Here is a 26,451-nt window from a genome sequence, read left to right as displayed (position 1 = left end):
ATTTCCTCGTTATTCATATATGAATAATTTTATTTTATATTAACAATCTTTTGATTTAGCAATAGCCACTGCTGTTCTTAAGCGTTGGCTACCAAACGCCGACATTTTACTAAAGTCGCTGCGAGCAATAGGCACATATTGGCAATCTATAGCCAATTGACTATCACTTCCTGGCTCACAAAACGGGTCATGAACATACACACAGTGCTCATCTAAATGCGTAACGCACACCCAATGCGGCGATTTTTTACCATCAAACCGATAAGTACTGATTAAGAGCAACACGCTAAAATTTTGCTTCAGCCAACGCTCAATGTCTTCAAGCTCAACATCTTTATTACTAAGCGGTATATTGGCAGCGGTTATGCCATTTACAAACTGCTGATGTACCGTTGCTAATACTACTTTTTTATTTTCACTGCGCACGCCATCTAAAAACAACGGCTCTAGGGTATTAACAATTACCTCGCTGTTAAAACCACGTTTATGTGCCGCCAGTGCTAAACCAAATGGATGACAGCCGCCATGCCCTGAGGTCATAAAAATAGTAGTGCCCTCTCGCCATAACGACAACTCATGCGATTGAGTCAGCTCAGTGCTAGCATCTAAGCTCCCCATTGCCATTAGCAACGCCGCAGGACCACAGGTAAACTCAGTAGTTTGCTGATACCAGGGTGTTAACCGTGCTAACTTCAGCTCACTGGTTTTACGAATGTTTTTTTGCATCCGTAGCGCATCGCTGTGATCGTCGTAATAATCGCTATACTGACCAAACACTCGATAACCTAAGCTTTTATACAAACCAATTGCGCTGTCGTTATTTACTGCGACTTCTAAACGCAGGTAAATTCGCCCACGCTCTGCGGTGGCTTTTTCAAGTGCTGTAAGTAGCATTTTAGCAATGCCTTTGCCTTGCATGGTAGGTAACACCGCAAGCGAATAAAGACGCGCTAAGCGAGTGCCTTTATGGCACCAAATTAGGCCATAACCGCATAACGCATTATTTTGCTCGGCAACTAATAAAATACCGTGCTTAGCACTTAGCCAGCGCTTTAAACTGCGCGGGCTAAGCTTGTCGTTACTGAAGCAGGCATTTTCAAGTGCAGTGAGCGCAGTTAAATCACTGATAAGCGCTTGGCGAATAACCACTTGCTCAACCTGTTCATTAACCACACTCTCAACCATGGCTTTTGCCATTAACCACGACCCCTCGCTTCAAGGCGTTGTTTAAATTCATCCATAATGATCATATAAAGCTCGTCGCCTAAATAGCCGTCTTCTACTTTATGATCAATACTAGGGTTATCGTTTACTTCAAGTACGTAAGCACGCCCTTGATGTTCTTTTACATCAACGCCATATAAACCCTTACCCACTGTTTTGCATGCTTTTAATGCTGCATCTAATACCGCTTTTGGTAATTCGAATGTAGGCAATGTTTCAAAGCCACCCGAAAAAAATCGTTTTGCATCGTGGTTATAAATTTGCCAATGGTTACGCGCCATTAAGTAACGACACGCGTAAATTGCACGGCCATTTAATACCCCTACTCGCCAATCGTATTCGGTGTACATATACTCTTGTGCAAGTACTAAAGCGCTAAATTCAAATAGCTCAGTTAACTTAGCTTCCAGCTCAGCACGGTTTGTTACTTTATATACCCCTTTTGAAAACGAGCCTTCTGGCATTTTCAATACTAACGGGTAGGTAAACGCGACTTCTAACTGCTCAAGGGTGTCGCTTGACTGATCAGCCACAACCACTGTTTTTAAACTTGGTACTTTTTGATAGTTAAACGCATCGTGTAAATACACTTTATTACAACAACGTAAAATAGACTCCGCATCGTCAATAACCACTAAGCCTAAGCTTTGTGCTTTGCTAGCAAGGCGATATGTTGGATGATCAATTGCTGTAGTTTGACGAATAAATAACGCATCAAACTGGGCTATATTATCTATTTCGTCAAAGCTTAATGCTTGGGCATTAATACCATGTTTAGCCGCTGCTTTAATAAACTTTGCTATTGCGTCTTTATCACTTGGTGGCACCTTTTCATTGTGATCAACAAGTATTGCCATATCCCATCGAAAACGACGTCGCTCTGCAGTAATACGCCATTGCGTTTGGGTAAAGTTATTCAACTTAGCTACAAAATCGCTGTACTGTTGCTCATCTAATGACGATAGCGACCCTTGTTGTAATAAGCCTTGGTTATCAACAAATAAAATAGGCGCTGGGTATTGTTTAAATACCGATTTAGCCGCTTTTGTTTGCTCATCGTTAGTGGCATTACCAAAGTATAGAGCGCCATCTATTTGGCCAACATTGTGCATAGGTGCTTGGCCGCTACGTAGCGCATTTATTGTTTTTACACTTGGTAATACTTGGTGCTTACGCGCCTCAGCGAGTAGCGAGCAATAGTAACCTTTGCTCAAGTATTGGCTTGAGTCACATAAGTTAATAATGCGAGTTTTAGGCTCATCACGTTTTGGATAGTCACGTAGGTAAGTATTAAACGTAATAACATTTTCGAATGATTGAGCAAGAGTTTGCTCGTTGTTATCAACCACAATTAAGGTTTTAAACACGACTTTTCCTAGTTAAGTCTAATTATAAAAGCATGCTTAATTTTTTATAATTAAGCATTAAAAATAGAAACACCCATCGTACTAAGTGGTGCATTGCGCGTGTCACTTAATAAGATGGGTGCTTTAGTTTAGGTAATCCTAAACCACATCTGCTTTATAAGGCCTTTTTGATAAACTAACAAACGAGATATTTTTAGCGTGAAGATGAAAATTATTGATGCAGGTCGGATAAGTGACGAAGCCACGCCATCCGACACATAATTTATGGGTACGGTAAGAGTTTATAACCTTAACTTGGCTCTTCGGATGGCGCTTCGCTTATCCGACCTACATTTAAACGATTCAGATAATCGCGGTGTGTAAATTTAAAGGATGTTTATGAAGCGATTGAACCTAAGCCCTGAAAATTTCGAAAATTAACAAAAACCAAAGGCGGGCGGGTTTCCAAATGAAAACAACCTGCTAAAATTTTATAATAATATATTAAAGGCTACAAAAAACTAGACAATGCCTATACATAATTGGTTCCAGACATTGACGCGGTTAATCATCTATTTTGAAGAGTAATTAGACTGTGTTTTAGATATTTAATTTTTAGCTTAACACAAAAATTATGACCGAGTTCCAATATAACAAAGTTTCACTCTAGCAAATCTCTCGTTTCTTAGTTTCTATTATACAGGCAAAGAGAACATTGAGCGCTTATGTATACAGACTATTCCGTCTAGTGCTGTGACAGCCAATAAACTATCATCTTCAAAAACTACACATCCAGGTCGCGGTGTCTGCTTTTCATTTATGAACTCCAGATGAGATGCAACCCATAATACTTGATCTAATTTTATAATTAAGCCTAGATGCCCAAAGCACCGTTTCTATATCTTGATCTCATTTATTGATGTATTCCAATCTAAAACGCTCTCTGACATTTTAATTTTTGACCAATAAGAGTAGGAATGTAAAATGCGCTATTAGAGTTCGCTGCCTTAAACGTTTCTCATAGATAAGATAAAGTCTGTGTGCTTTCAACACTCTAATTTACAAAAGTTAAATATTTATAACCATATAGAAAGCTCCTAGTGTTTTTCAATACAGTTGTGTTGAGCAAAACATAAACAGTATATCGAGGAGCTTAGTATGAAGCTATATGGTGGAATTGACTTACATTCAAATAATAATGTTATTGCTATCATTAATGAGCAACGCGTTTAAATAATGACGTGTCTGTCATTTTGTCTTTTTTATCCCCTATAAAGACAAGCTAACAGAAATTGTTGTTGAATCAACATTTAATTGGTATAGGCTCGTTGATGCATTAATGGATGCAAAGTTTAAAATATATTTAGCGAATCTCGCTGCAATCCAACAATATTCAGGCTTAAAACATGCTGACGATCATAGTGATGTCCGCTGGTTGGGTGAAATGTTACGCTTAAATATACTCCCTGAAAATTACATATATCCACGCAAGCTTAGAGCTGTTAGTGACTTAATGCGTAAACGGATGGATATTGTCCAACAGCCCACTAAAAACTTATTATTACTGAACGCACAGTCATATTTAAATTGAGTTTAAAAAGTAAGAACTCTTAGCTTTTAAATAAAAGTTCAAGAAAACGCAGCTGCCTGCTTGACCGGAACTTTCTAATGGGTGGCCCCCCTTTTTCGGTTATTTAAAGAGATCGCGTATATCCCTGATGTAATACCTACCAAATCAGTTACTGCAAAAAACGGGCACCACTACCTTCATGTATCGAAAACTGTAATACCAAGCCGTGAAATTGTTATACGGTTCGCTATAATGATGCCAAGGTCAATAGTAGGGTTGATTGGTTAACCTCTCCTGTTCGAGTATAAAAGCATCCGATTAAGCAGGTTCAGGCCAAGCGAATTCAGGACGCAACCCTTCATAAACCGGACGACCGTCGGATGGTTTGGGGTAGCCCTTTGATGTGTCGTAGAATGCGTGATATGTGGCCTTAGGAAACGTTGCTTCTTTGTAACCCATAACATTTGGCACGGCAACACGAATGCGTTTCTGTTTATCATCAAGCATTAGTGCAGCGCCACAATCAGTACAGCTACAAAGCTCAAGTGGTCCTTCTGGGTTGTCCTTATTGAACGGCTGACGCTTTATTTTTTCAGGGTGATCGGCAGACAGATCTGTGTATTTGAAGAACGCCACATGCGTACTCTGCTGGCCTGTCACGCCCTTACAAACATTACAGTGACAAACATGATTATCGATTGGCTCAGCTTTAGCTTTAATATGAACGTGTTCGCAGCCACCTGTATAAGAACTGGTCATAATCTCTTTCCTTTTATGCGTACCTGGTTGGACGCATCTTCAGTAAAATAAATAACGACAGAGTCTTAATGTAAGCCTCTACCGATGATAGTTACAACTTAACATCAGTCACATTCTGAACCGCCGATGTACGTCGATGTAAACCAGAGTTGCTCCCTGTATGTATTGATGCTTTCGATTGATAAGTGTAGTAGGTATAGCGTGTAATACAACTTATCGGTAGTAGAGTCGATGATGATAAATGTTTTATTAAAGATTTAATGTGGGATTTAAATATTTAACATAATCTTTAACATGACATCCACTTCATGTTTGAACCCGGCATGCTGAAATTGCAAATATTAAGATGGGTGTCTGCTTAATTATCCTGCAAAATATTATCGTGATGGTGCTTTTTGTCGGATGGCGCTTCGCTTATCCGACCTACGTTTAAATAATTCCATGCTTTTATAGCAATCACAATAAAACATTGAAGTAGGTCGGATAAGTGACGAAGCCACGCCATCCGACAATAAAATGAGGGGGAATAAATAAGTTTTGTGGTTTTTTAAATGAGCTTTGCTTACAACCAATATTTTATAAAATTTCTACAATGTCATAATCGTGCTTTACATCGGCAATGGTTAAACTTATGCCATCATCGAGTTGTTTATTTAATAACAGCTTACCTAGGGGGGCGCCGGGGGTTACAACGGCAATCGTTAAACCTTTAACCTCTACGGTTAATCCGCCTGCGCTTGGGCCTAAATAAAACCATTTTTGCTGCTCATTTGTATCCTCTAGACACACTAGCGAGCCAATGGCTATTTTACTACTGGCTGGCTGATTAAATATTGGCTTAAATAATTCCATGCTTTTATAGCAATCGTTTACGCGCTGCGCTTGGCCTTGGGCTAAATAAGCGGCCTCTAACCCTAGAGTATCGTATTTATTTTCTGCTATGTTTTCTTCGTGCGTGGCGGTGTCGTGTGCTGTTTTAGCGGCCACTTTTGCGGTGGTAAGCTGCGCCTCTAGGGCAAACTTAAGGTGTTCAATAACGTGGGCTTTGTTCATGAGGTTTACACATACAGTAAAAATATTGCGAGCAGTTTAACATTGCTACGAGGGCTAAACACAATAGTTTAGCCCCTAAGCTTTGTTTATTTGTATGCTTTGAGCCTTTATGGCATATCCATGAGCGCTTGGCTTTGGCTATCTATTTTCACTTCGTAGTTTTTAGCACTTAATCCCATTAGCTCGGGCAAGGTGGCTGCAATGCAAATAGATGAAAATGTACCCACAACAATGCCACTAAATAACGCAATAGCAAAGCCTTGTAGCGGTGAACCAGCTAATAGCCACACACTTGCTACTGTGGCTAAGGTAGTGCCTGAGGTAATTATGGTACGCGTTAGGGTGCTTTTAATCGCACTATTTATAATGCTAGATACGCTAATACTGGCATTTAATTTAACTCTTAATAACTCACGTACTCTGTCGCCAACAATTATGGAGTCATTAAGTGAGTAGCCTATAATTGCTAGTAAACTGGCTAAAACGGTTAAGTTAAACTCAAGCTGTAATAGCGAAAACAAACCCAGCACCAATATTAGGTCGTGTGTTAAGGCAACCACAGAGCCTACTGCTAAACGCCATTCAAACCTTATCGCTAAATACAGCATTACTGCAACCATAGCAGCTAATAATGCCAAACAGCCTTGCTCAAATAGCTCATCACCCACCTGCGAGCCAATGTAAGCCGATGATAATACCGTGGCGTTTATATCGGTGCTTTGTGTTACCGCACTTTGCCAATCGTTGCTGTTATTATTCGCAGATTGGTTAATAGCCGGCGCTTCTCTTAATTGAAAATGGTTATTCCCTTGTGCTGTTAGTTCAAACTCACCGTTGTGGTTTTTAGCTATAAAAGTTTTAAGCTGCTCTAGCTCAATACTTTGGCTAGTCGTAAATTCTGTTAAGTAACCACCGGTAAAATCTAGGCCAAAATTAAGCCCTTTTTGCGCCAATGTTACTACCGATAGCAATACTAATACTGTACTTAAAACCAAGCCCATAAAACGCATGCGTGTGCCGGTTTCGCCTTTTAAAAAATAATTAAGCATCTGTACTTACTCCGCTTTTTTTATCCAATTTTAAATACAAACTCTGGCTCAACACTTTCGATACATACACGCCAGTAAACATACTGGTTACTAAACCCAGCGCCAAAGTAATTGCAAAGCCTTTCACGGGCCCATAACCTATACCGTATAAAATAAGTGCAGTGATCATAGTGGTAATATTGGCATCAAAAATAGTGCCAAATGCTTGCTTATATCCTTGCTCAATAGCTTGATAAGGCGCGCGGCCTTTACGGCGCTCTTCTTTTATACGTTCAAATATTATTACGTTGGTATCTACTGCCATACCTATGGTTAGCACCAATCCGGCAATACCGGGAAGCGTAAGCACTACCCCTGGCAATAACGACATTAAGCCCACTAACGAGGTTAAATTTAAAATAAGTGCTACGTTTGCAATTAAGCCTAACCGTCTGTACCACATAGCCATAAATGCCAAAGTAATACCCATACCTAACATTAGGGCGGCTAAGCCGTTATTTATATTCTCGCTGCCTAAGCTTGGCCCTATGGTTTGTTCGTGCACTATAGTAACCGGCGCACTTAACGAGCCTGCACGTAGCAGTAGCGCTAAGTCGGCCGCGGCTTGTGGGCTTTGCATATTGGTTATGCTAAAACGCGAACTTAAGTGTTGAGCAATATTGGCTACATTAATAACTTCGCTCTTTTTTACTACCTCTCCTTTTGCATTTTGAGAATACTCTGAATAAACCGTTGCCATAGGTTTACCTATATTAGCTTTAGAAAATGCCGACATAGCATCGCCGCCTTGGCTATCAAGGCTTAACTGCACTAGTGGTTTGCTCCAATCGTCTCGCCCAGCATGAGCGTTATTAATATGCTCACCAGTAAAAATTGGCACTGGGTCAAGTTTTATAGTACCCCCCGACTGTAAATTAAAGGTTTGCCCACCCACAGCTTTTAATTGGTAAAACCCCAGTGATGCCGTTGCGCCAATAATGCGTTTCGCCTCGGTAGGATCTTGCACTCCGGGTAATTCTATACGAATGCGCTGCTTACCTTGGCGCTGCGTTACCGCTTCGGTTATGCCCAGCTCTTCAATTCGCGAACGTAGCGTTGTGAGGGTTTGGCTCATTACTTCTTTATCAAACGCGCTACGCCCTTGCTCTGAGTAACTAAATTGCGCCGTTTTAACTGTGCCATTATTGTTTGTTACTACGGCTAAGTTAGCAAAGCGGCTTTGTAGTTCTTTAATAACAGAGGGTAATTTATCAGCTGCATTAGGTAGAGCATTTATTACAAATCCGGTTTGAGTTTGCAGCGCTTTTACCCCATGTACCTTTTGCTTAATTATGATTGATTTAGCTTGCTGATACGCACTCACTAATTGCTCATCAATGGCTTTATCTAAATCTACATCGAGTACAAATAGCACCCCACCGTTTAAATCTAGGCCTAATTTTATTGGCGAAAGTCCAAAGCTTTGTAACCAGTTTGGGCTGGTAGCTCGCTCCACAATTTTGGTCTGAGTATTTGCATATTGCGCTTTTATAGCCGCTTGTGCCTGGGCACTTTTTGTGGGCTCGTTAAGCAGCACATTTATTGTTGCTTGCGACTCATACGCTTGCGCCACATTTAAGCCTTGCTCATTTAAAAATGTAACTAGGGTATTGGTGCTCGGGGGTGTTTGTATTTCGCTGTGTGGGGCTGCGCTAACATACAACCATGACTGGTTTGGATATAAATTAGGTAACGCACTTATTGCCAATAGCAGTAATACCACCAACATAGCAAAGGTGCTTAATTTAAACTTAGCCATAAACGGCTTTTTATTTTTTTTAAAACTCAACATTGTTATTCCTTACTATCAGCAACTAGCTGATAAGCGCTTTTAAAAAGCACAATTAATCTGCAAGTTAAAACTTTAAAAGTTAAAACCTATTAATTATTAAATAAGGAAATTAAGCGTGGTGAGTGTTGGTAGCCCTGTAAAGTAAATTAGCTTCTTTCCAGCCACTAATACGAGACTTTTTACTATTAGAAACAACCGTGTACCAAGGTAGTGCTGTGTTTATAGCTTTAGGTTGTAAATAAAACTGCCTTGCAAGCGTATGAATAAAAAACTCATAAATAACATCGTATTCAGGCTCGGTTTGCGCACTAAATAAAAACAACGATGAATTACTGGCAGTTAGCCTAGATTGCAGTGCCGCAAACGCTGTTTTATCAGGCTTAGTTTGTTGTTTAGCATGCAATACTTTAACTAATATGGAGGGATGACTTATGTCTAATGAAACATTACCTAATGAAGTAGCATCTAATAAGAAATTTTCTGCTGAAAAAGCAGTAGATATTAAAGTGGAATTTGCAGTGTTTAAATCTTGTTTAACTGGCGCGGCTTCGCTACATGCACTAAAAAGTGCAGTAATAAGCAAAAATGCAGTTAAAAACAAACGAAATTTAAACATTAATTTTCAAACTTTAATTAAGGGTTACTAGTATATAAGGGCAGCTATTTAAAATACAATAGTCAAATTAAGTATTTAGTTTTACGCAAAATTAAATTCACAGCAATTTATACCCACTATAAAAACCGAGATCACTCATGCGCTCTAAACAAAGCTCAGTAAAACGCCCCGACGCAATGAACCTGCGCCAAAGTATAAAAACACTTTGGCCGTATATAACACAATTTAAAGGGCGAGTTTTTATTGCAGCTATGGCGTTGGTAGGCGCTAAAGGCGCTACTTTACTTATGCCGTGGGCACTAAAAGAAATTATTGATAGCGTTGATAAGTCTATTCACCCTGTGCTTTTTATACCTACCCTACTGCTTATTATGTACGGTGCGCTGCGCTTTGCCAGTGTATTTTTAGGTGAAATACGCGATGCGGTTTTTTCGCGAGTTACCGAGCATGCCATGCGCGATATAGGCCTAAAAGTGTTTAAGCATTTGCATTCGCTTGAACTGGCTTTTCATTTAGATAGGCAAACCGGTGGCATAAGCCGCGACATAGAGCGTGGCACCAGCGGTTTGAGCTTTTTAATGCGATTTTTAATGTTTAACATTGTCCCTACTCTATTTGAAATTCTTACCGTGGCATTAATTTTTGGCACTTTGTTTTCTATCTGGTTTGCGCTTATAACCCTACTTGCCGTTGCCATATATATTACCTTTACAGTAACCGTAACTCAGTGGCGAAATCGCTTTATTCGCGAAGCTAACACCGCCGACAACTTAAGTAATACCCGCGCTATCGACAGCTTATTAAACTACGAAACAGTAAAATACTTTAACAATGAAGAGTTTGAAGCCAGCACCTACGACACCTTTTTAGCGCGCTGGGAAAAAGCCCGATTAAAAAACCGCATGTCGTTATTGGCACTAAACTCCGGGCAGGCGTTAATTATAGCCAGCGCCATTACCGCACTTATGTGGCTAGGCTCAAGCGAAGTAGTAACCGGTACACTTAGCATTGGTGAACTCGTAATGATAAACGCGTATATGATCCAACTGTTTTTACCGCTTAACTTTTTAGGCTTTGTATATCGCGAAATAAGACGCGCCCTTACCGACCTTGAAAACATGCTTGGGCTGCTCAACAAAAAACCACAAATTACCGACACCCCTGCATCACAGCTACTTACCCTCACTAAAGGTGAAGTGAGCTTTAACAATGTAAGCTTTAGTTACGATGCTAACCGCCCTATTCTTAACAATGTTAGCTTTAGCGTAAAACCCGGTACTAAAGTAGCAATAGTCGGAGCAAGTGGCGCAGGGAAAAGCTCATTAGCTAGGCTCTTGTATCGTTTTTATGAGGTGTCGTCAGGTAATATCACTATAGATAAGCAACCTATAAACACCGTAACTTTGCACAGTTTACGCCAAGCTATAGCCATAGTGCCGCAAGATACCGTGCTATTTAATACCTCAATACGCGAAAACATTGCTTATGGCAGGCCAACAGCCAGCGAGGCCGAAATAGATCAAGCCATTGCTATGGCGCATTTAACAGCGTTTATAAACAGCCTTGATAAAGGCGATAAAACCTTAGTAGGCGAGCGTGGTTTAAAAGTGTCGGGCGGCGAAAAACAACGCATAGCCATTGCCCGCGCAATCTTAAAAAAATCGCCTATTTTAATTTTTGACGAAGCCACCTCAGCCCTTGACTCGCATGCCGAGCAAGCTATTTTAACGGCTATGCGCGCTGTCACACAAAACCATACCAGCATAGTGATTGCCCATCGCTTATCAACCATAATTGATGCCGATAATATTTTAGTATTGCATAAAGGTGAGCTACTTGAGCAAGGCACACATTCTGAGTTGCTAGCCCTTAACGGCCAATATGCACAAATGTGGCAATTGCAGCAAGAACAAGCAAAAAACACATAAACCATTAAAATTGCTCGTATAAAGGCTTTATTTGCTATTTTATCGACCTCTAGGGTGATTCACCTCAAAAGGTTTGTTTAGCAGCCTCTTATAAACAACAATTACTAAAATAACCTGAACCTAGGTTAAGATAATATTTACAATAACAAAAATATTAATTAAACAGAGTGAAAGCTCAGGGGAACATAATGAAAAAGAGTTTAATTGCAGCTGCATTAGCAGCCACATTTATTACCGGCTGCTCAGAGCCACAAACAACAAAAACACAAGTACAACCAGCACCTACTGCACCAATAGCCGCAACAACAAAAGCAGAGCTGGGTAGTTTTGGTGTTGATTTAGCTGCACGTAACGAAGCGGTTAAACCAGGCGACGATTTTTTTATGTACGCCAGTGGCACTTGGTATGACAATTACAGCATGCCTGCTGATAAAACCCGCTATGGCGCATTTTCGGCATTGGCCGAGCGCAGCGAAGACCGCGTTAAAGTAATTATTGAAGAAATTGCCGCGCGTAAAGATTTAGATGCTGATGAAAAACTAGTAGCCGACTTTTACAACGCCTACATGAACACCGCAGCACTTAATAAGCTAGGCGTAACACCAATTAAGCCGCTTTTAACACAAATAAGTGAAATATCATCAACCGACGATTTAGCCAAAATGTTTGGTCAGTCTTGGTTAACCGGTGTTAAAGCCCCGCTTGGTGGTGGCATGTGGTTTAACCGCTTAGATCCTAATAAATACGAAATGTCGTTAGGTGCTGGCGGTTTAGGCTTACCAGATCGTTCATACTACCTTGAAGACTCTGAGCGTTTTGTTAATACGCGTAGCGCCTATGTGGCACATATTGCCGACATGCTTAAATTTACCAATGCAGATAACGCCAATGAGCGCGCACAGGCAATTTTAGATCTAGAAACCAAAATTGCACAAGGCCATTGGCCACGCGAAAAGCGCCGTAACCGCGACCTTACATTAAATCAAATTAAACGCGACGAGCTAAGCACTGCCTACCCAGACTTTAATTGGGATGCATATTTTGCTCAAACAGGCTACAAAGTACCGCAGTTAAATGTATCGCAGCCCGAGCCAATAAAAGCCATGATTGAATTAATCAATCAAGAAGACTTAGCGGTATGGAAAGATTATTTAACCTACCACGCAATAAGTGGTAACGCTAACTTACTATCTGAAGATATTTTTAATACCAATTTTGCATTTTTTGGTAAAGAGTTAAATGGTCAGCAAGAGCCGCGTCCACGTTGGAAACGCGCTATAGATGAAATGTCGAGCACCAATTCACTTGGTTTTGCTATTGGTAAAATATACGTAGCACGTTATTTTCCTGAGTCGTCAAAACAACAAATGTCTGAACTGGTCGAAAACTTGCGTACCGCATTGGGTGAACGTATTGATAACCTAGAGTGGATGGGCGCAGAAACCAAAGTAAATGCGCGCGCTAAACTGGCTGCATTTGTACCAAAAATTGGTTACCCCGATGTATGGCAGTCGTACGAGGGTTTAACCATTAGCAACAACGACTTAATCGGCAACGTAAAAAATATGCGTGAGTTTTTTCAAGCCGAAAGCGTTGCAAAAGAGCTGCAAAAAACAGATCGTAACCGTTGGGGTATGACACCACAACGCGTTAACGCTTACTACAACAGTTCATTTAACGAAATTGTATTTCCGGCGGCAATTTTACAACCACCATTTTTCGATCCAAATGCCGACGCAGCAGTAAACTACGGCGGCATTGGCGCAGTAATTGGCCACGAAATGGGCCATGGTTTTGACGACCAAGGTTCTAAGTCAGATGAAAACGGGATCCAACGTAACTGGTGGACTGATGCTGATCGCGCCGCTTTTGACGCAAAAGCCGACCAGTTAGCAGCGCAGTACAATAAGTATGAGCCAATCGAAGGTAACTTTGTTAACGGGCGTAATAGCCTAGGTGAAAACATTGGTGATGTGGGTGGTTTAGCCATGGCTTATCATGCCTACAAACTGAGCCTAAACGGTAAAGAAGCACCGGTTATTGACGGTGTTACTGGCGATCAGCGTTTCTTTCTTGCTTGGGCACAAGTATGGAAAGAAAAACGCACCGAGCAAAGCATGTTAAATCAGCTGCGCGGTGGCACGCATGCGCCGGGTCGCTTTAGAGCACAAGCCCCGCGTAACCACGACGCATGGTACAAAGCATTTGATGTAAAACCAGGGGATGAGCTGTATCTTCCTGAAGAGCAACGCGTACGCATTTGGTAATAGAGCGCTAAATTGCAATTAAATATAACCCGCCATTGCGGGTTATATTTTTTCTGCTCAGTTATTTTTATAGCCCTTAGTATAAAACTCAACTCATCCTATTTAATAGTTACTAGCCCTACCCCACTTTTACCTTTAAACTATGCCCCTGAAAATTATTTTAATACTTATATTTAAAGGCGAAACGCAGATGGGAAGAGCTTACCAAAACAAAAAAGATTCAATGGCTAAAACTGCGGGTGCTAAAACTAAAGTTTATTCTAAGTACGGTAAAGAAATTTATATTTGTGCTAAAAATGGCGGTACCGATCCAGACGGTAACTTATCGCTACGTCGTTTAATTGAGCGCGCTAAAAAAGACCAAGTTCCGGCGCACGTTATTGACCGCGCAATAGACAAAGCAAAAGGCGGCGGCGGTGAAGACTACGTAGCCACACGTTACGAAGGTTACGGCCCGGGTAACTGTATGATTATTGTTGACTGTTTAACCGACAACAATAAACGTACCTTTGCTGATGTACGTGTTTGCTTTACTAAAGCTAACGCTAAAATTGGTGCACAGAACTCGGTTTCGCATTTATTTGATCACCTTGCAATTTTTGTATTTGACGGTGATGACGACGAAACAGTACTTGAAGCACTAATGATGGCTGATGTTGATGTAACCGACGTAGAAGTTGAAAACGGCAAGGTAACTGTATTTGCACCACATACTGAGTACAACAATACTCGCACAGCACTTGAAGAAATGGGCGTTACTGAATTTGACGAAGATTTAATTTCGTTTGTACCACAAATAGCAGCGCCTATTGAAGGCGAAGATGTTGAGGTTATGGAGCGCTTTTTAGCTATGCTAGAAGATTGCGACGACGTACAAAACGTTTACCACAACGCAGAGTTTTAAGCGTTAAAAATAAAACGTGATCAAAGGCCAACTTAGTTTGGCCTTTTTGTTTTTGTAAAATGGATTAGTTAATTTTGAATACCCTTGAACAACTACGCAGCGGTGCTTTAAGTGGCGCTCGCCGCTTACAATTGGTGGAAGACCTCACTGATTTCCCAAAAGAAATTTTTACCCTTGCCGACACCCTAGAAGTACTCGACTTATCTAATAATAACCTGAGTGATTTACCCGCAGAGTTTGCCAGTTTAACCCGCCTTAAACGGGTGTTTTTATCGTTTAATCAGTTTAAGCATATACCTGCTGTTTTAGCGCAATGCCCAGCACTTATTATGATCGCTTTTAAAGGCAATCAAATTAGTGAGTTTGCCCAGCATAGCCTGCCGCTTACAACACAGTGGTTAATATTAACCGACAACCGTATTGAGCAATTACCCGAGTCATTCGGCGAGCTTAAACAGCTGCGCAAACTTGCTTTAGCGGGTAACCGGTTACACACTTTGCCAAGCAGTATGCAGCAGTGTACAAACTTAGAATTAGTGCGCTTATCTGCCAATAACTTAACGCACCTAGATAACTGGTTATTTGAATTACCAAAACTTACTTGGCTCGCCTTTGCTGGTAACACCTTTAATAAAGCGCAGTGCCTAACCAAAAGTAGTTTAGAGAATAAGCCACTTAGTGATTACACATTACAGCAGGTTATTGGCCAAGGCGCCTCTGGCGTTATTCACCTTGCAAAAGCAGCAGATAAAGCGGTAGCTATTAAGTTGTTTAAAGGCGCAATAACCAGCGATGGTTATCCGCTTGATGAAGTTAATTGCTGCTTACAGGCAAATGAACATGCCAATTTAATTAAGGTACTTGCCTATATAGAGCAAGACAAGCAACTTGGTTTAGTAATGGAGCTAATAGATAATAGCTTTAGCAATTTAGGATTACCGCCAAGTTTACAAACGTGCACTCGCGACACCTTCGCAGATGGCTGTAATTATAGTAGCCAAGCTATTTATAAAATTGTGCAACAAATGGCCAGTACCCTACAGCATTTGCATGCAAATAAAGTAAGCCATGGCGATGTGTATGCGCATAACACTATGGTAAACCAAGACGCAAATGTGTTATTTGGCGATTTTGGTGCAGCAACTAATTTAGCTATGTTGAGTGAATATCAGCGCCAGCAAATGCAATTAATTGAAGTACGCGCGCTAGGTTGTTTAATTGATGATTTACTGAGTGTTTGCAGCGACAATAATGCAATAGCCGTGAAGCTTGCGCAACTAGCTAAGCAATGCATGACAACTGATATTATACAGCGCCCCACACTTTCGCAGTTAAGCACACAGCTAACTACACAGTTATAAAACGTCGTAAATTTATAAATGGCACAAAAAAACCACGCAATGCGTGGTTTTTAACGTAAATAATGTTATTTACTCACAGATTAAAAAAACTTACCTAACGCTTTAACTTGATCTAACATGCGGTTTGAAAAACCCCATTCGTTATCGTACCAAGCCATTACTTTAACCAATTTACCATTCGCTCTGGTTTGCGTTGAATCAAACACACAAGACGCTGGGTTATGGTTAAAATCAATAGAAACAAGTGGCAGCTCATTATATTGTAAAATGTCTTTCATTGAGCCCGTTGACGCTTCTTTCATAATTGCATTAATTTCTTCAATGCTGGTATCGCGCTTAGCAATAAACGTAAAATCAACCAAAGATACGTTAATTGTAGGCACACGTACCGACATACCATCTAACTTGCCTGCAAGTTCTGGTAGCACTAAACCAACAGCTGCAGCTGCACCGGTTTTAGTTGGGATCATCGACTGCGTTGCACTACGTGCACGGTATAGATCAGGATGATATACATCCGATAAGTTTTGATCGTTGGTATATGCATGAATAGTGGTCATGCTACCTTGCTCAATGCCTACCGTGTCGTTAATTGCTTTAGCAATCGGTGCTAAACAGTTAGTAGTACACGAAGCGTTTGAAATAATTTGGCTTTGTGCATTAAGTACTTCGCTGTTAACGCCATGCACTACGGTTGCATCCATATCTTTGCCCGGCGCCGAAACAATTACTTTTTTAGCGCCAGCAGTAATATGCTTAGCGGCTGCTTCGCGCGTAGTAAACAAACCGGTACACTCTAAAACAATATCAACATCGAGTGCTTTCCACGGTAAATTTGCTGGGTCGCGCTCTTGCGTTAAAGTAATAACATCGTCGCCAATTAGCATAGTGTTATCGGCTAGCGTTACTTTATGAGAAAATTGTCCATGTACTGAGTCAAATTGCGTAAGATGAGCATTAACATTAGCTGGGGCTAAATCGTTAATTGCAACAATTTTAATCTCATTATTTTGTGCCGACTCGTAAAGTGCACGCAATACATTGCGACCTATACGGCCATAGCCATTAATTGCTACGTTAATCATTTTTGACTCCTATTTACTTCACAAGCTTGTCGAGCAAGCGCTTCAATAGCTTGCCAGTCTTTATTTTCAATTAGTTGTTTATCTAACATCCACGTACCACCAACACAAATAACATTATTTAGTGCTAAGTAGTTAGGTGCAGTAGCGAGCGTTATGCCGCCCGTTGGGCAAAAAGTAATATCGGGTAATGGCCCACCGATTGATTTAAGCATGGCGGTTCCGCCTGCTGCTTCTGCCGGAAAAAACTTTAAATACTTAAAACCGTGCGACGCTAGTTTCATAACTTCGCTTGGCGTAGCAGCGCCTGGTAAAAACGGAATGTCGCTGGTTTTTATCAGTTCAAGTAGCTCGTCACTAACCCCTGGGCTTACCATAAAGTCAGCGCCTGCAGCTAGTGAAGCATCAAAGCTGGCTTTATCAACTACCGTGCCTGTGCCTACATAGGCCTCAGGTACGGCTGCTTTCATTAGTTTTACTGCTTCTGCCGCAATGGGCGTGCGCAAAGTAATTTCCAGCGCTTTTAAGCCACCGTTATATAAGGCTCTAGCAAGTGGCGCTGCATCTTCTAATTTTTCGATTACCACTACTGGCACAACTGGCGCCGATGCTAATATTTTTTCAATACTCATTACGTGTTCCTCATTACCCACAATGGCTGACTATTCTTCAATTCCGAAAGCACTCGCACCTAAATCGGCGCTACTTACGATATTTCTAAATCCGGTAAATAACTCTCGGCCTGTACCAAAGGTTAAGCTTGGTAGGCTTAATTGCAGTTCACGTTTAGCAAGCTCTTCATCGCTAACATGTACTTTTAATATGCCGTTTGGCGCATCTAAAGTAACTAAATCACCTTCATGAATTTTAGCAATTATGCCGCCTTCAACTGCCTCTGGCGCTAAGTGAATCGCCGCAGGTACTTTACCCGATGCGCCCGACATACGACCGTCAGTTACAATAGCCACTTTAAAGCCTTGATCTTGTAGCGTTGCCATTACAGGCGTTAATTTATGTAGCTCTGGCATACCTTTAGCTTTAGGGCCTTGCTCTTTTAGCACTGCAATAAAGTCTTGGTTTAGTTCGCCGCGGCTATAAGCATCTTGTAATTCACCTTGCGAGCTAAATACTTTAGCTGGGGCGGTAACTACTTGGTGTTCAATTGCTACTGCCGATACTTTAATAACCGCTTTGCCTAAGTTACCTGTAAGCAGTTGTAAACCACCTTGCTTACTAAACGGATTACTCACTGGGCGAAGTACATCTTCATCGTGTGAGTTATCAGGGCAAGCTACCCATTTAATTTTGCTCGGGCCGGTTGCATCACTCATTATTAAGCTATTGTCTTTATCAAGACGAGGCTCGGTCATGTAGGGTGCTAAACCATCGCCTAGCATAGTTTTAACGTCGATATGTAAGTAGCCTGCGCTGGCAAGTTCACGCATTAAAAAGCCCATACCACCGGCTGCTTGAAAATGATTTACATCAGCAGAACCATTAGGGTAAATACGCGTTAATAGTGGAACCTCAGCTGATAAATCAGACATATCTTTCCACGTTATTTGAATACCTGCCGCTTTGGCAATAGCCACAATGTGGATGGCGTGGTTAGTAGAGCCACCGGTAGATAGCAAACCAACTAAACCATTTACTATGGTTTTTTCGCTGATCACGTCTGCCAAACACGGGCTGTCTTTATCGTCGGTTAATTGCTTAAGCATGGTTTCTACCGCATTACCGGTTAAACCATCGCGAAGCTCTGTATATGGGTTAATAAACGAGCTACCCGGAAGGTGCAAGCCCATTATTTCCATTAACATTTGATTAGAGTTAGCAGTACCGTAAAAAGTACAGGTACCAGCACTGTGGTAAGACGCGCTTTCGGCTTCTAGCAAGTCTTCGCGGCTTACTAAACCTTGCGCAAACTTTTGACGAATACGGGCTTTTTCTTTATTTGGAATGCCTGACTGCATTGGTCCTGCCGGTAAAAAGAACACCGGTAAATGGCCAAACGACAGTGCGCCAATTAATAACCCTGGGACTATTTTGTCGCATACGCCTAAACAAAAAACGCCATCAAACACATCGTGCGATAACGATATTGCCGTAGACATAGCAATTACATCGCGTGAAAAAAGTGATAATTCCATGCCATCACGCCCTTGCGTAACGCCATCACACATTGCTGGTACGCCGCCTGCCACTTGGGCTGTAGCGTCGTATTTAGTAGCAATGCTTTTAATTAAATCTGGGTAATCTTTATAAGGCACATGTGCCGAAAGCATATCGTTATATGAATTGATAATTGCAAGGTTTGGTTGCTCATCGGCTTTTAAACGCGCTTTATCATCGGTGCTACACGCAGCCATAACGTGGGCAATATTACCGCAACCTAATCCAGCACGAACTCTTGTTTGTTTTTTTGCGTGCGAAATGCGATCTAAATAAGCTTGGCGGGTTGCTTTACTGCGCGTAATGATACGTTCGGTGACTTCTTGAATTCGTGGATGCAACATAATTAAACTCAGCTCTATTCGTTAGAGGATAAAGGCTCAGTGGCAATTAAAGACTCCACGTAATTAATTGCACTGAGCATCTTTGGCTTACCCGTTCAAAGGTACCTTATCAGAGGGCCTCTCACAACCACCCTGACACCGGTGTCACTGTATTAACGCACGACCATGACACCGGTGTCAACCCTGTCTAATAAAAATAGTCACTTTTTTTAACATAGCCAACTATTTTTTATAAATAGTCATTTAATAATGTTGTACGGCATCGTTATATTTAACAACAGCCAACAAAAAGCCCGAATATGCTTTGTGCACATTCGGGCTACTGTAAACATTTGTTTTAAATTGAGTTTATTTAACCTGCGCCGTCGACTCGCGAGTAATTAAACGCGCCTCTAAGGTCACCTGATACGCAACCTCTTGTGGCTGAATAATATGAGCAATAAGCTGAGTAACTGCTTGTTTGGTCATTTCTTCAACTGGCTGCGCTATGGTGGTTAGCCCAGGCCAAATGTGGCGTGCTATAGGCGCGTTATCAAAACCAGCAATTGAAATATCATCGGGCACACGTAAGCTGCGTTGAGTTGCTAATTTAAGTGCGGCGGCTGCCATGTAATCGTTTGAAGCAAATACTGCGGTTGGCCGTGGCGATAAATCTAAAATACTACGGGCGCTGTCTACCCCTGAATGATAACTAAAGTTACCCTCTTCTACTAAACGCTCTTCAAATTCAATACCATGGCTTGCTAACGCACGTCGGTAGCCTTTAAAACGCTGCTCAGTAGCACTGTGATCGGGATGACCTTTAATAAAAGCAATTGATTTATGACCCAGTGTAATTAAATGCTCGGTTATTTCAAATGCTCCTTGCTCGTCATTGCTACGCACCGAAATAGAATCATCTTCAAGTACTGCAGAGGCAACGCGCGCATAAGGTATTTGTTTCGATTTTAAAAAATCAACTAGTTCAGCAAAGTCCGAAAAAGGCGGCGTTAATACAATGCCATCTAAGCGTGATGACTGCAGTAACTGATCAATATTATTAATTAGTGCTTCGCCGCGCAGCTCACAAGGATGTATTAATAAATTGTAATTGTTTTCTTGGCAGGCAGCTAATGCGCCTGTTTGCACGCGGGTAATATAACTTTTACTTGGATTATCGTAAATACAACCAATAATAAAACTGCGATTTTGAGCAAGACCACGGGCAATAGGATTAGGCGTATAATCAAGCTCTTTAAATACTTTAAGTACCTTTTCGCGGGTAGCTGCACTTACATTTGGCTCGTTATTTAACACCCGAGAGACTGTTTTTTTAGAAACCCCCGCATAACTCGCTACACTATTTATGGTGACTTTTTTCATCTATTTACTTCCAAATACCAGCAGCATTATTCCTGCTTACTATTATGCAAACACGCCGCAGCGCCAATCAAAGGTATATTATCTTGGGTTACTAGCGTAACAGGAACTTGCCCGTTATATTGCGACATAATACCTTTTTGTGAAAAACGTTCAACAAAACGACTCTCTAACAAGCGCGATTGCATGCGTGGCAATATACCACCGCCAATAAATAAACCGCCCAACGCACCATAAGCTAATGCTAAATCGCCTGCGGCACTACCAAGCCAGTCACAAAACTGGTTTAGCGTTGCATCACACACTTCACACTCGCCGGTATTGGCTAAATTACTAATTTGCGCGGCATCCAAATGCTTAGCAGTAATACCATTAACCGCCGCCATCGCTTTATACAAATGGGCAATACCCGGGCCTGAAAAAACAGTTTCTAAAGACACATGTGGATGGTCTTTGCGTAATTCTATAAGTAACTTTGCATCTAAATCGGTAACGGCAGCCAGTGAAATATGCCCGCCTTCAGAGCTAAGCACCGCACTAGACTGCGCTGTTCTAACTAGGCAAGCTGCACCAAATCCGGTACCTGGCCCCATAACAGCAATGTTAGAGTTTTCATCGGCTTGGCCTGCTTTAATAACCACATTTTGCTTGCTATCTAAATAAGGGGCTGCGTAGGCAAATGCAGCAAAGTCGTTAATAATTTCAAGCTGCGAAAAAGAAAAAGCCTGTTTAAACTCACTAACGCTAAAATGCCAACCTAAATTAGTAAGATGAACCTGCCCTGCTTTTATAGGGCCTGCCACCGCCAAACACGCGCGCACAGGTTTAATATGAGGCACAGTTGATAAATAATGGCGTGTTGCATTTTGTAACGAGCCAAAATCGGCGCTAGGAAAGGTATGATTATATTCTATAACAAATTCGTTTTTTACTGCATCGAAGGCAGTAATTAGTGCAAAACGCGCATTGGTACCACCAATGTCGGCAACTAAAATAGGATCAAATTGGGCAGAAGAGTGTAAGCTCATAGTGTTATCTCTTTTGTATAATACTAACCTTATTAAAAACACGAACATTTTAGCTAAAAATATTTACTCACTGCGTTAAAAACAATTCATATAAAGCAACTTATATAATTACTTTCGCCTTGTGATTAAATCATTTTTTGGCGCTATTTTTTTGCGCTTATAATAGTCCACTCTTTAATACAATTAGTATAAGCGATTCATGCTTATTATTTTACAACGGTTAACCCATTGTTCTTTTTTATTACTTTAGGCTATCACCCCAAAGCAGCTATCACAGTAAAAAAATGCTGCCTATAAAAATATAGGCAGCCAATACGTTTTGACAACAAAATGATAAAACGCCCACATTATGACACCGGTGTCATGGGTAGATCAACTAAAAAAGTGCTTTATTGATAAATTAGCTTGAAATAAATCATTAATAAACGAGAATGGCTGTATTATTCTCTTTGTAATTAAGTAGTGCTCATGAAAGGTAAAGCCACGTCATTTGATATAGCCCATTATGCTGGAGTGTCGCAATCAACTGTGTCTCGTGCTTTACGTAACAGCCCCTTGGTAAACGAAGAAACCCGTAAGCGCGTTTTCGATATAGCTAAAAAGCTCAACTATAAAGTCGACAAAAACGCCAGTAATTTACGTACCCAACAAAGTAGCACCTTAGCGCTATTATTGTTTGAAGATCCAACCTCTGATGAATCGCAAATAAACCCGTTTTTTTTAGCCATGCTAGGCAGTATTACCCGCGCTTGTGCTAAAGAAGGTTACGATTTACTGGTGTCGTTTCAATCGGCCAGTGCCGATTGGCAAGCCGACTACGAAGATAGCCATCGCGCCGATGGGATTATTTTACTCGGTTATGGTGATTACTTAGATTACCAGCCTAAATTTAACACCCTGCTTGAACAAAACACCAAGTTTGTTTGTTGGGGGGCAACGGTCGACAATCGCCCCGACCTGACTGTGTGCTGCGACAATTATGGTGGCGGAAAACTAGCTGCAGCGCATTTAATTGCACGCAACAGAACCGACTGCGCGTTTATAGGCGACGCATCGGATCATAGCCCTGAGTTTTTTGCCCGATTTCAAGGTTTTAAAGATGAACTAAGCGCCAATAACGTAACCTTAAACAAACGTAAAACAGCAAATGCAATATCGACTGAAGAGTCGGGGTATCATGCCACTCGCTCACTAATAGCCAATAACATAAAATTTAATGCACTCTTTGCAGCCAGCGATTTAATTGCCATTGGTGCAATACGCGCACTCAAAGAAGCCGGTATTAGCGTACCGAAAGATGTTGCCGTAATAGGTTTCGATAACATCGCCATTGCCAGCTATACCAACCCACCTTTAACCACAGTAGAGCAAAACACCACTATAGCCGGACAAATGCTGGTAGAAAACCTATTAAAACTAATTCGAGGCGAAGCAGTACAAAGCACCCTACTCCCTCCAATATTAATTGCCCGAGGCTCAAGTTAACAGCCTGCATTACATTGCTTTTAAATAACTCCCTACTATATAAAGTGGTTATAGGACAAAAACGGCTTAAAATTCAAAGTAACTTATTTTATTATTTCCGGCCTATTGTCCTTCACCTTTTACATCCAACCCAAAGGTTCACCCCAATTTAACAGCCTATTTACGCACAAGTTTCGTATTAGTTTTTCTTATCTGAAGTAAGCGTTTTTAGCGTGATTTCTCACTCGTTATTTTACTGTTTTATCTATACAATCACGCCTTTATTATATGTGTAAATTTCAAGTGACTATCTCATGCTATTAACTATTGTTTATATTATTGGTATTACAGCAGAAGCCATGACCGGAGCGCTAAGTGCTGGCCGAATGAAAATGGACTGGTTTGGCGTTAGCTTGGTAGCCAGTGCCACCGCCATAGGTGGTGGTAGCGTTCGAGATATTTTACTAGGTAATTACCCACTTACGTGGGTACAACATCCAGAATATTTATTAATTACCTGTATGGCCGGCATTATCACCACTTGGTTGGCTAAATGGGTAGTTAAGTTTAAAGGCATATTTATGCGCTTAGATGCCCTTGGCCTAGCTGCTTTTAGTATTATTGGCTGCCAAGTTGGGCTAAACATGGGTTTACACTATGGCATTTGCGTAGTTGCAGCCATAGTTACTGGCGTATTTGGTGGCTTGTTACGTGATTTAATATGTCGTCAAGCGCCATTGGTATTACACCACGAGCTGTATGCCAGCGTTTCACTTATCGTGGCGTGTTTATACCTAGCACTACATCACTATAATATTGATGACAATATAAGCATTATTGTTAGCTTAGTTACAGGGTACTTAATACGTATGGCATCGGTACGCTTTAAATGGCGCTTACCTGTGTTTAGTTTATTAGAACCCGCTAAGTAACTAATATTGCATGTTGTTATGTGAAAGCTAACTTAATAATGGCACCACTATAAAGTAAGGTGATTAGCAGCCCAATTACTAAAGTAACTTTAGCTTTCATTGTTTGTTTTGGCTTTTGTGTAAATACAAAAACAGTTCTATACAGCGTACTAGGCACTATAAGCAACATGCTAAGTAACGCAGGAAATACCCCCATAATAAAACCAAAACCGAATCCTGAATTCTCTACTTGGGAATATAAAGCTACAAACCCAAACCAAGCTATAGCAATTAAAAAGAAAACGGCTCCGAGTGAAATATAAAAAAGTGCCATTATTAAAAATCCCTTTTCACATAACGAGCCTGTAAATAAACTCGTTTTTTATTTGTTTTTATTAATAAACAAACCATAGCCGAGTTCCTATTTTGGTTCAATTTATTACTGTATTTTATGCAAAATATAAAGTGAGAGTTTGCTGTTGTTTTAATTGGTTTTTTTAAAGTCCCCCCTCATTTTCATGAGGCTAGCTGTTGAGAGGACTGGCTTTTTTATTGGTCATTCGTTTTGGGCAAAGCGTATTATGAACAAGAAAAGCTAAGGGCAAGCCACGTAATAGCATTATTAAATCGCTGTCATTTTAATGGATAAGGTTTGTAGTTGGGTGTTGTAAAACGAATACACCCAACGATGAATTAACTTACCTAACGGCATTAAAAAGTAAGGAGTTACCACTGTTAAAATTTGCGATGGAAAGTGAGCTTTGGTGCTTGCTGCCCACCTCAGGGCGTGTTGTTAACCTGCTTCTCAAAATACTCTTTAAAAGATAGTATTTCTTTATCACAATATTTCATCGAGAGTTCAAATAGTTTTTTTGATACATTACTTGAGTCATTTCCCATTGTATTTTCGATAACACTAGGAATGTAGTGGTACAGTGATTTTGGCCACCCATTAAGAAAGAAATGTTATGCTAATAAGCATACAAATTTGGGTGAAAAAATGAAGAAATTAAAACGTGCAACATATTCTGCGGCAATCAAATTAGAAACAGCTCAGCTTGTAGTCGACCAAGGTTACACGCAAGAAGATGCAGCCAAGGCTATGGGTGTTGGTAAATCAACTGTAAGTAAGTGGGTTACTCAATTAAAGCAAGAACGGAATGGCCAAGCACCATCCGCTTCACCAATGACGCCCGAACAGATTGAAATTCGTGAACTTAAAAAGCAAATCCAACGCATTGAATTAGAAAAGGATATATTAAAAAAGGCTACCGCTCTCTTGATGTCCGACTCCCTGAACAATTCTCGTTAATCGAGAAATTAAATCAACGAGAGCGCTACCCTATTAGCGTGTTATGCAACGTATTCAATGTGCATCGCAGCAGCTATAAATATTGGGCTATACGGGATACAACGCCTACACCTGAGCAAGTAAGGTTAGAAGCAGAGGTTAAAGCCATACATAGAATGAGTGGAGGCTCGGCAGGTGCAAGGACAATCGCTACAATAGCAACGAATAATGACTTTGAATTAAGCCGTTATCGTGCCGCTAAGCTGATGGTTAAACTAAAATTAGAGAGCTGCCAAGTACCACAACATCAATATAAACGTGGTGGTAATGAGCATCTTGAAATCCCAAATTTGCTAGATAGGCAGTTTGATGTTGTTGAACCGAATACTGTGTGGTGTGGTGATGTGACGTATCTTTGGACAGGCAATCGCTGGGCTTATTTAGCGGTCGTTATCGATTTATTTGCGCGTAAAGTCGTTGGTTGGGCAATGTCGTTGTCGCCAGATACTAATTTAACGCTAAAAGCGCTTGAACTCGCGTATGAAAGCAGAGGAAAACCGACAGGACTGATGTTCCATTCAGACCAAGGTAGTCATTATACAAGCTTAAAATTTCGCCAACGTTTATGGCGCTATAAAATTACGCAAAGCATGAGTAGGCGTGGAAACTGTTGGGATAATGCGCCAATGGAGCGATTTTTTAGAAGCTTTAAGACGGAATGGATGCCAAAGGTTGGATATGGAAATTTTATAGATGCTAAATATAGCGTTAGTGATTATATCAACGGATATTACAACAACGTTAGGCCGCATCATTATAATGCAGGTTTAGCACCAAATGAATCTGAGATTAGATACAAAGATTCTAAAACTGTGGCCAAATTTTATTGACC

General features: G+C 40.8%; 20 protein-coding genes. 7 read left to right on the top strand and 13 right to left on the bottom strand.

Going from position 1 to position 26,451, the window contains the following annotated elements:
* Positions 1 to 39: 39 nt before the first annotated feature.
* The 7 genes from PTRA_RS07500 to PTRA_RS07465 all read right to left on the bottom strand — a co-directional run bounded on the left by PTRA_RS07500 (position 40) and on the right by PTRA_RS07465 (position 9,448).
* The gene (locus tag PTRA_RS07500) at positions 40 to 1,197 is read right to left on the bottom strand and encodes a GNAT family N-acetyltransferase/peptidase C39 family protein (RefSeq protein ID WP_058373295.1); all 1,158 of its coding nucleotides are present in this window, start codon (positions 1,195 to 1,197) and stop codon (positions 40 to 42) included.
* Entirely contained in the window at positions 1,197 to 2,591 is a 1,395-nt protein-coding gene (locus PTRA_RS07495) for a RimK family protein (RefSeq protein WP_058373294.1), read from the bottom strand. Before PTRA_RS07495 ends, PTRA_RS07500 begins: the two co-directional genes overlap by 1 nt.
* A gap of 1,867 nt (positions 2,592 to 4,458) precedes the next feature.
* Positions 4,459 to 4,899: a GFA family protein gene (locus PTRA_RS07485; protein WP_058373293.1), complete on the bottom strand. Its 441-nt coding sequence runs from the start codon at positions 4,897 to 4,899 to the stop codon at positions 4,459 to 4,461.
* A gap of 576 nt (positions 4,900 to 5,475) precedes the next feature.
* Positions 5,476 to 5,952: a transcription elongation factor GreAB gene (locus tag PTRA_RS07480; RefSeq protein WP_058373292.1), complete on the bottom strand. Its 477-nt coding sequence runs from the start codon at positions 5,950 to 5,952 to the stop codon at positions 5,476 to 5,478.
* 107 nt (positions 5,953 to 6,059) lie between these two features.
* Positions 6,060 to 7,001 carry a protein translocase subunit SecF gene (gene secF / locus PTRA_RS07475; RefSeq protein WP_058373291.1) on the bottom strand — a complete coding sequence of 314 codons (942 nt, stop codon included), beginning with the start codon at positions 6,999 to 7,001 and terminating at the stop codon, positions 6,060 to 6,062.
* Complete coding sequence (gene secD, locus PTRA_RS07470) at positions 6,994 to 8,832, bottom strand: protein translocase subunit SecD (RefSeq protein ID WP_058373290.1); 1,839 nt, start codon at positions 8,830 to 8,832, stop codon at positions 6,994 to 6,996. Before secD ends, secF begins: the two co-directional genes overlap by 8 nt.
* Positions 8,833 to 8,941: 109 nt before the next feature.
* Complete coding sequence (locus PTRA_RS07465; RefSeq protein ID WP_058373289.1) at positions 8,942 to 9,448, bottom strand: hypothetical protein; 507 nt, start codon at positions 9,446 to 9,448, stop codon at positions 8,942 to 8,944.
* Between the two features lie 137 nt (positions 9,449 to 9,585).
* Here PTRA_RS07465 and PTRA_RS07460 point away from each other — a divergent pair, with 137 nt between their 5' ends.
* The 4 genes from PTRA_RS07460 (at position 9,586) to PTRA_RS07445 (ending at position 15,908) form a co-directional block, all read left to right on the top strand.
* Positions 9,586 to 11,376, top strand: coding sequence for an ABCB family ABC transporter ATP-binding protein/permease (locus PTRA_RS07460; RefSeq protein WP_058373288.1), 1,791 nt, complete (start codon positions 9,586 to 9,588; stop codon positions 11,374 to 11,376).
* Between the two features lie 188 nt (positions 11,377 to 11,564).
* A complete protein-coding gene (locus PTRA_RS07455; RefSeq protein ID WP_058373287.1) occupies positions 11,565 to 13,643 on the top strand; it encodes a M13 family metallopeptidase in 2,079 nt (692 codons plus the stop codon).
* A gap of 190 nt (positions 13,644 to 13,833) precedes the next feature.
* On the top strand, positions 13,834 to 14,547 hold the full coding sequence (locus PTRA_RS07450; protein WP_011328051.1) for a YebC/PmpR family DNA-binding transcriptional regulator: 714 nt from the start codon (positions 13,834 to 13,836) through the stop codon (positions 14,545 to 14,547).
* 74 nt (positions 14,548 to 14,621) lie between these two features.
* Positions 14,622 to 15,908: a leucine-rich repeat-containing protein kinase family protein gene (locus PTRA_RS07445; RefSeq protein ID WP_058373286.1), complete on the top strand. Its 1,287-nt coding sequence runs from the start codon at positions 14,622 to 14,624 to the stop codon at positions 15,906 to 15,908.
* A gap of 80 nt (positions 15,909 to 15,988) precedes the next feature.
* On the opposite strand, the gene gap is transcribed toward PTRA_RS07445, so the two are convergent.
* The 5 genes from gap to glk form a co-directional block, all read right to left on the bottom strand.
* Positions 15,989 to 16,993, bottom strand: a complete 1,005-nt coding sequence (gene gap / locus PTRA_RS07440) for a type I glyceraldehyde-3-phosphate dehydrogenase (RefSeq protein WP_058373285.1) — start codon at positions 16,991 to 16,993, stop codon at positions 15,989 to 15,991.
* Positions 16,990 to 17,622 carry a bifunctional 4-hydroxy-2-oxoglutarate aldolase/2-dehydro-3-deoxy-phosphogluconate aldolase gene (gene eda, locus PTRA_RS07435; RefSeq protein WP_058373284.1) on the bottom strand — a complete coding sequence of 211 codons (633 nt, stop codon included), beginning with the start codon at positions 17,620 to 17,622 and terminating at the stop codon, positions 16,990 to 16,992. Before eda ends, gap begins: the two co-directional genes overlap by 4 nt.
* 30 nt (positions 17,623 to 17,652) lie before the next feature.
* On the bottom strand, positions 17,653 to 19,506 hold the full coding sequence (gene edd / locus PTRA_RS07430; protein ID WP_058373283.1) for a phosphogluconate dehydratase: 1,854 nt from the start codon (positions 19,504 to 19,506) through the stop codon (positions 17,653 to 17,655).
* Positions 19,507 to 19,854: 348 nt separating this feature from the next.
* Positions 19,855 to 20,868: a LacI family DNA-binding transcriptional regulator gene (locus PTRA_RS07425; protein WP_058373282.1), complete on the bottom strand. Its 1,014-nt coding sequence runs from the start codon at positions 20,866 to 20,868 to the stop codon at positions 19,855 to 19,857.
* Between the two features lie 26 nt (positions 20,869 to 20,894).
* Complete coding sequence (glk, locus tag PTRA_RS07420; RefSeq protein WP_058373281.1) at positions 20,895 to 21,893, bottom strand: glucokinase; 999 nt, start codon at positions 21,891 to 21,893, stop codon at positions 20,895 to 20,897.
* A 468-nt stretch (positions 21,894 to 22,361) separates the two neighbouring features.
* Here glk and PTRA_RS07415 point away from each other — a divergent pair, with 468 nt between their 5' ends.
* Positions 22,362 to 23,378, top strand: coding sequence for a LacI family DNA-binding transcriptional regulator (locus PTRA_RS07415; RefSeq protein ID WP_058373280.1), 1,017 nt, complete (start codon positions 22,362 to 22,364; stop codon positions 23,376 to 23,378).
* Positions 23,379 to 23,671: 293 nt separating this feature from the next.
* The gene (locus PTRA_RS07410) at positions 23,672 to 24,289 is read left to right on the top strand and encodes a trimeric intracellular cation channel family protein (protein ID WP_058373279.1); all 618 of its coding nucleotides are present in this window, start codon (positions 23,672 to 23,674) and stop codon (positions 24,287 to 24,289) included.
* Positions 24,290 to 24,305: 16 nt separating this feature from the next.
* On the opposite strand, the gene PTRA_RS07405 is transcribed toward PTRA_RS07410, so the two are convergent.
* On the bottom strand, positions 24,306 to 24,602 hold the full coding sequence (locus PTRA_RS07405; protein ID WP_058373278.1) for a hypothetical protein: 297 nt from the start codon (positions 24,600 to 24,602) through the stop codon (positions 24,306 to 24,308).
* Positions 24,603 to 25,268: 666 nt separating this feature from the next.
* Between PTRA_RS07405 and PTRA_RS07395 the strand changes: the two genes are divergently transcribed.
* A protein-coding gene (locus PTRA_RS07395) for an IS3 family transposase (protein ID WP_470381981.1) occupies positions 25,269 to 26,449 on the top strand; the annotation gives its coding sequence in 2 pieces (ribosomal slippage) (positions 25,269 to 25,536 and positions 25,536 to 26,449; 1,182 coding nt in all).
* The last annotated feature ends 2 nt before the right edge of the window (positions 26,450 to 26,451 follow it).

This window comes from Pseudoalteromonas translucida KMM 520 (assembly GCF_001465295.1).
In the GTDB taxonomy this organism is placed as follows: domain Bacteria; phylum Pseudomonadota; class Gammaproteobacteria; order Enterobacterales; family Alteromonadaceae; genus Pseudoalteromonas; species Pseudoalteromonas translucida.
Note: the sequence above shows the minus strand (reverse complement) of the source record. Positions and strands in the feature narration are given on the sequence as shown.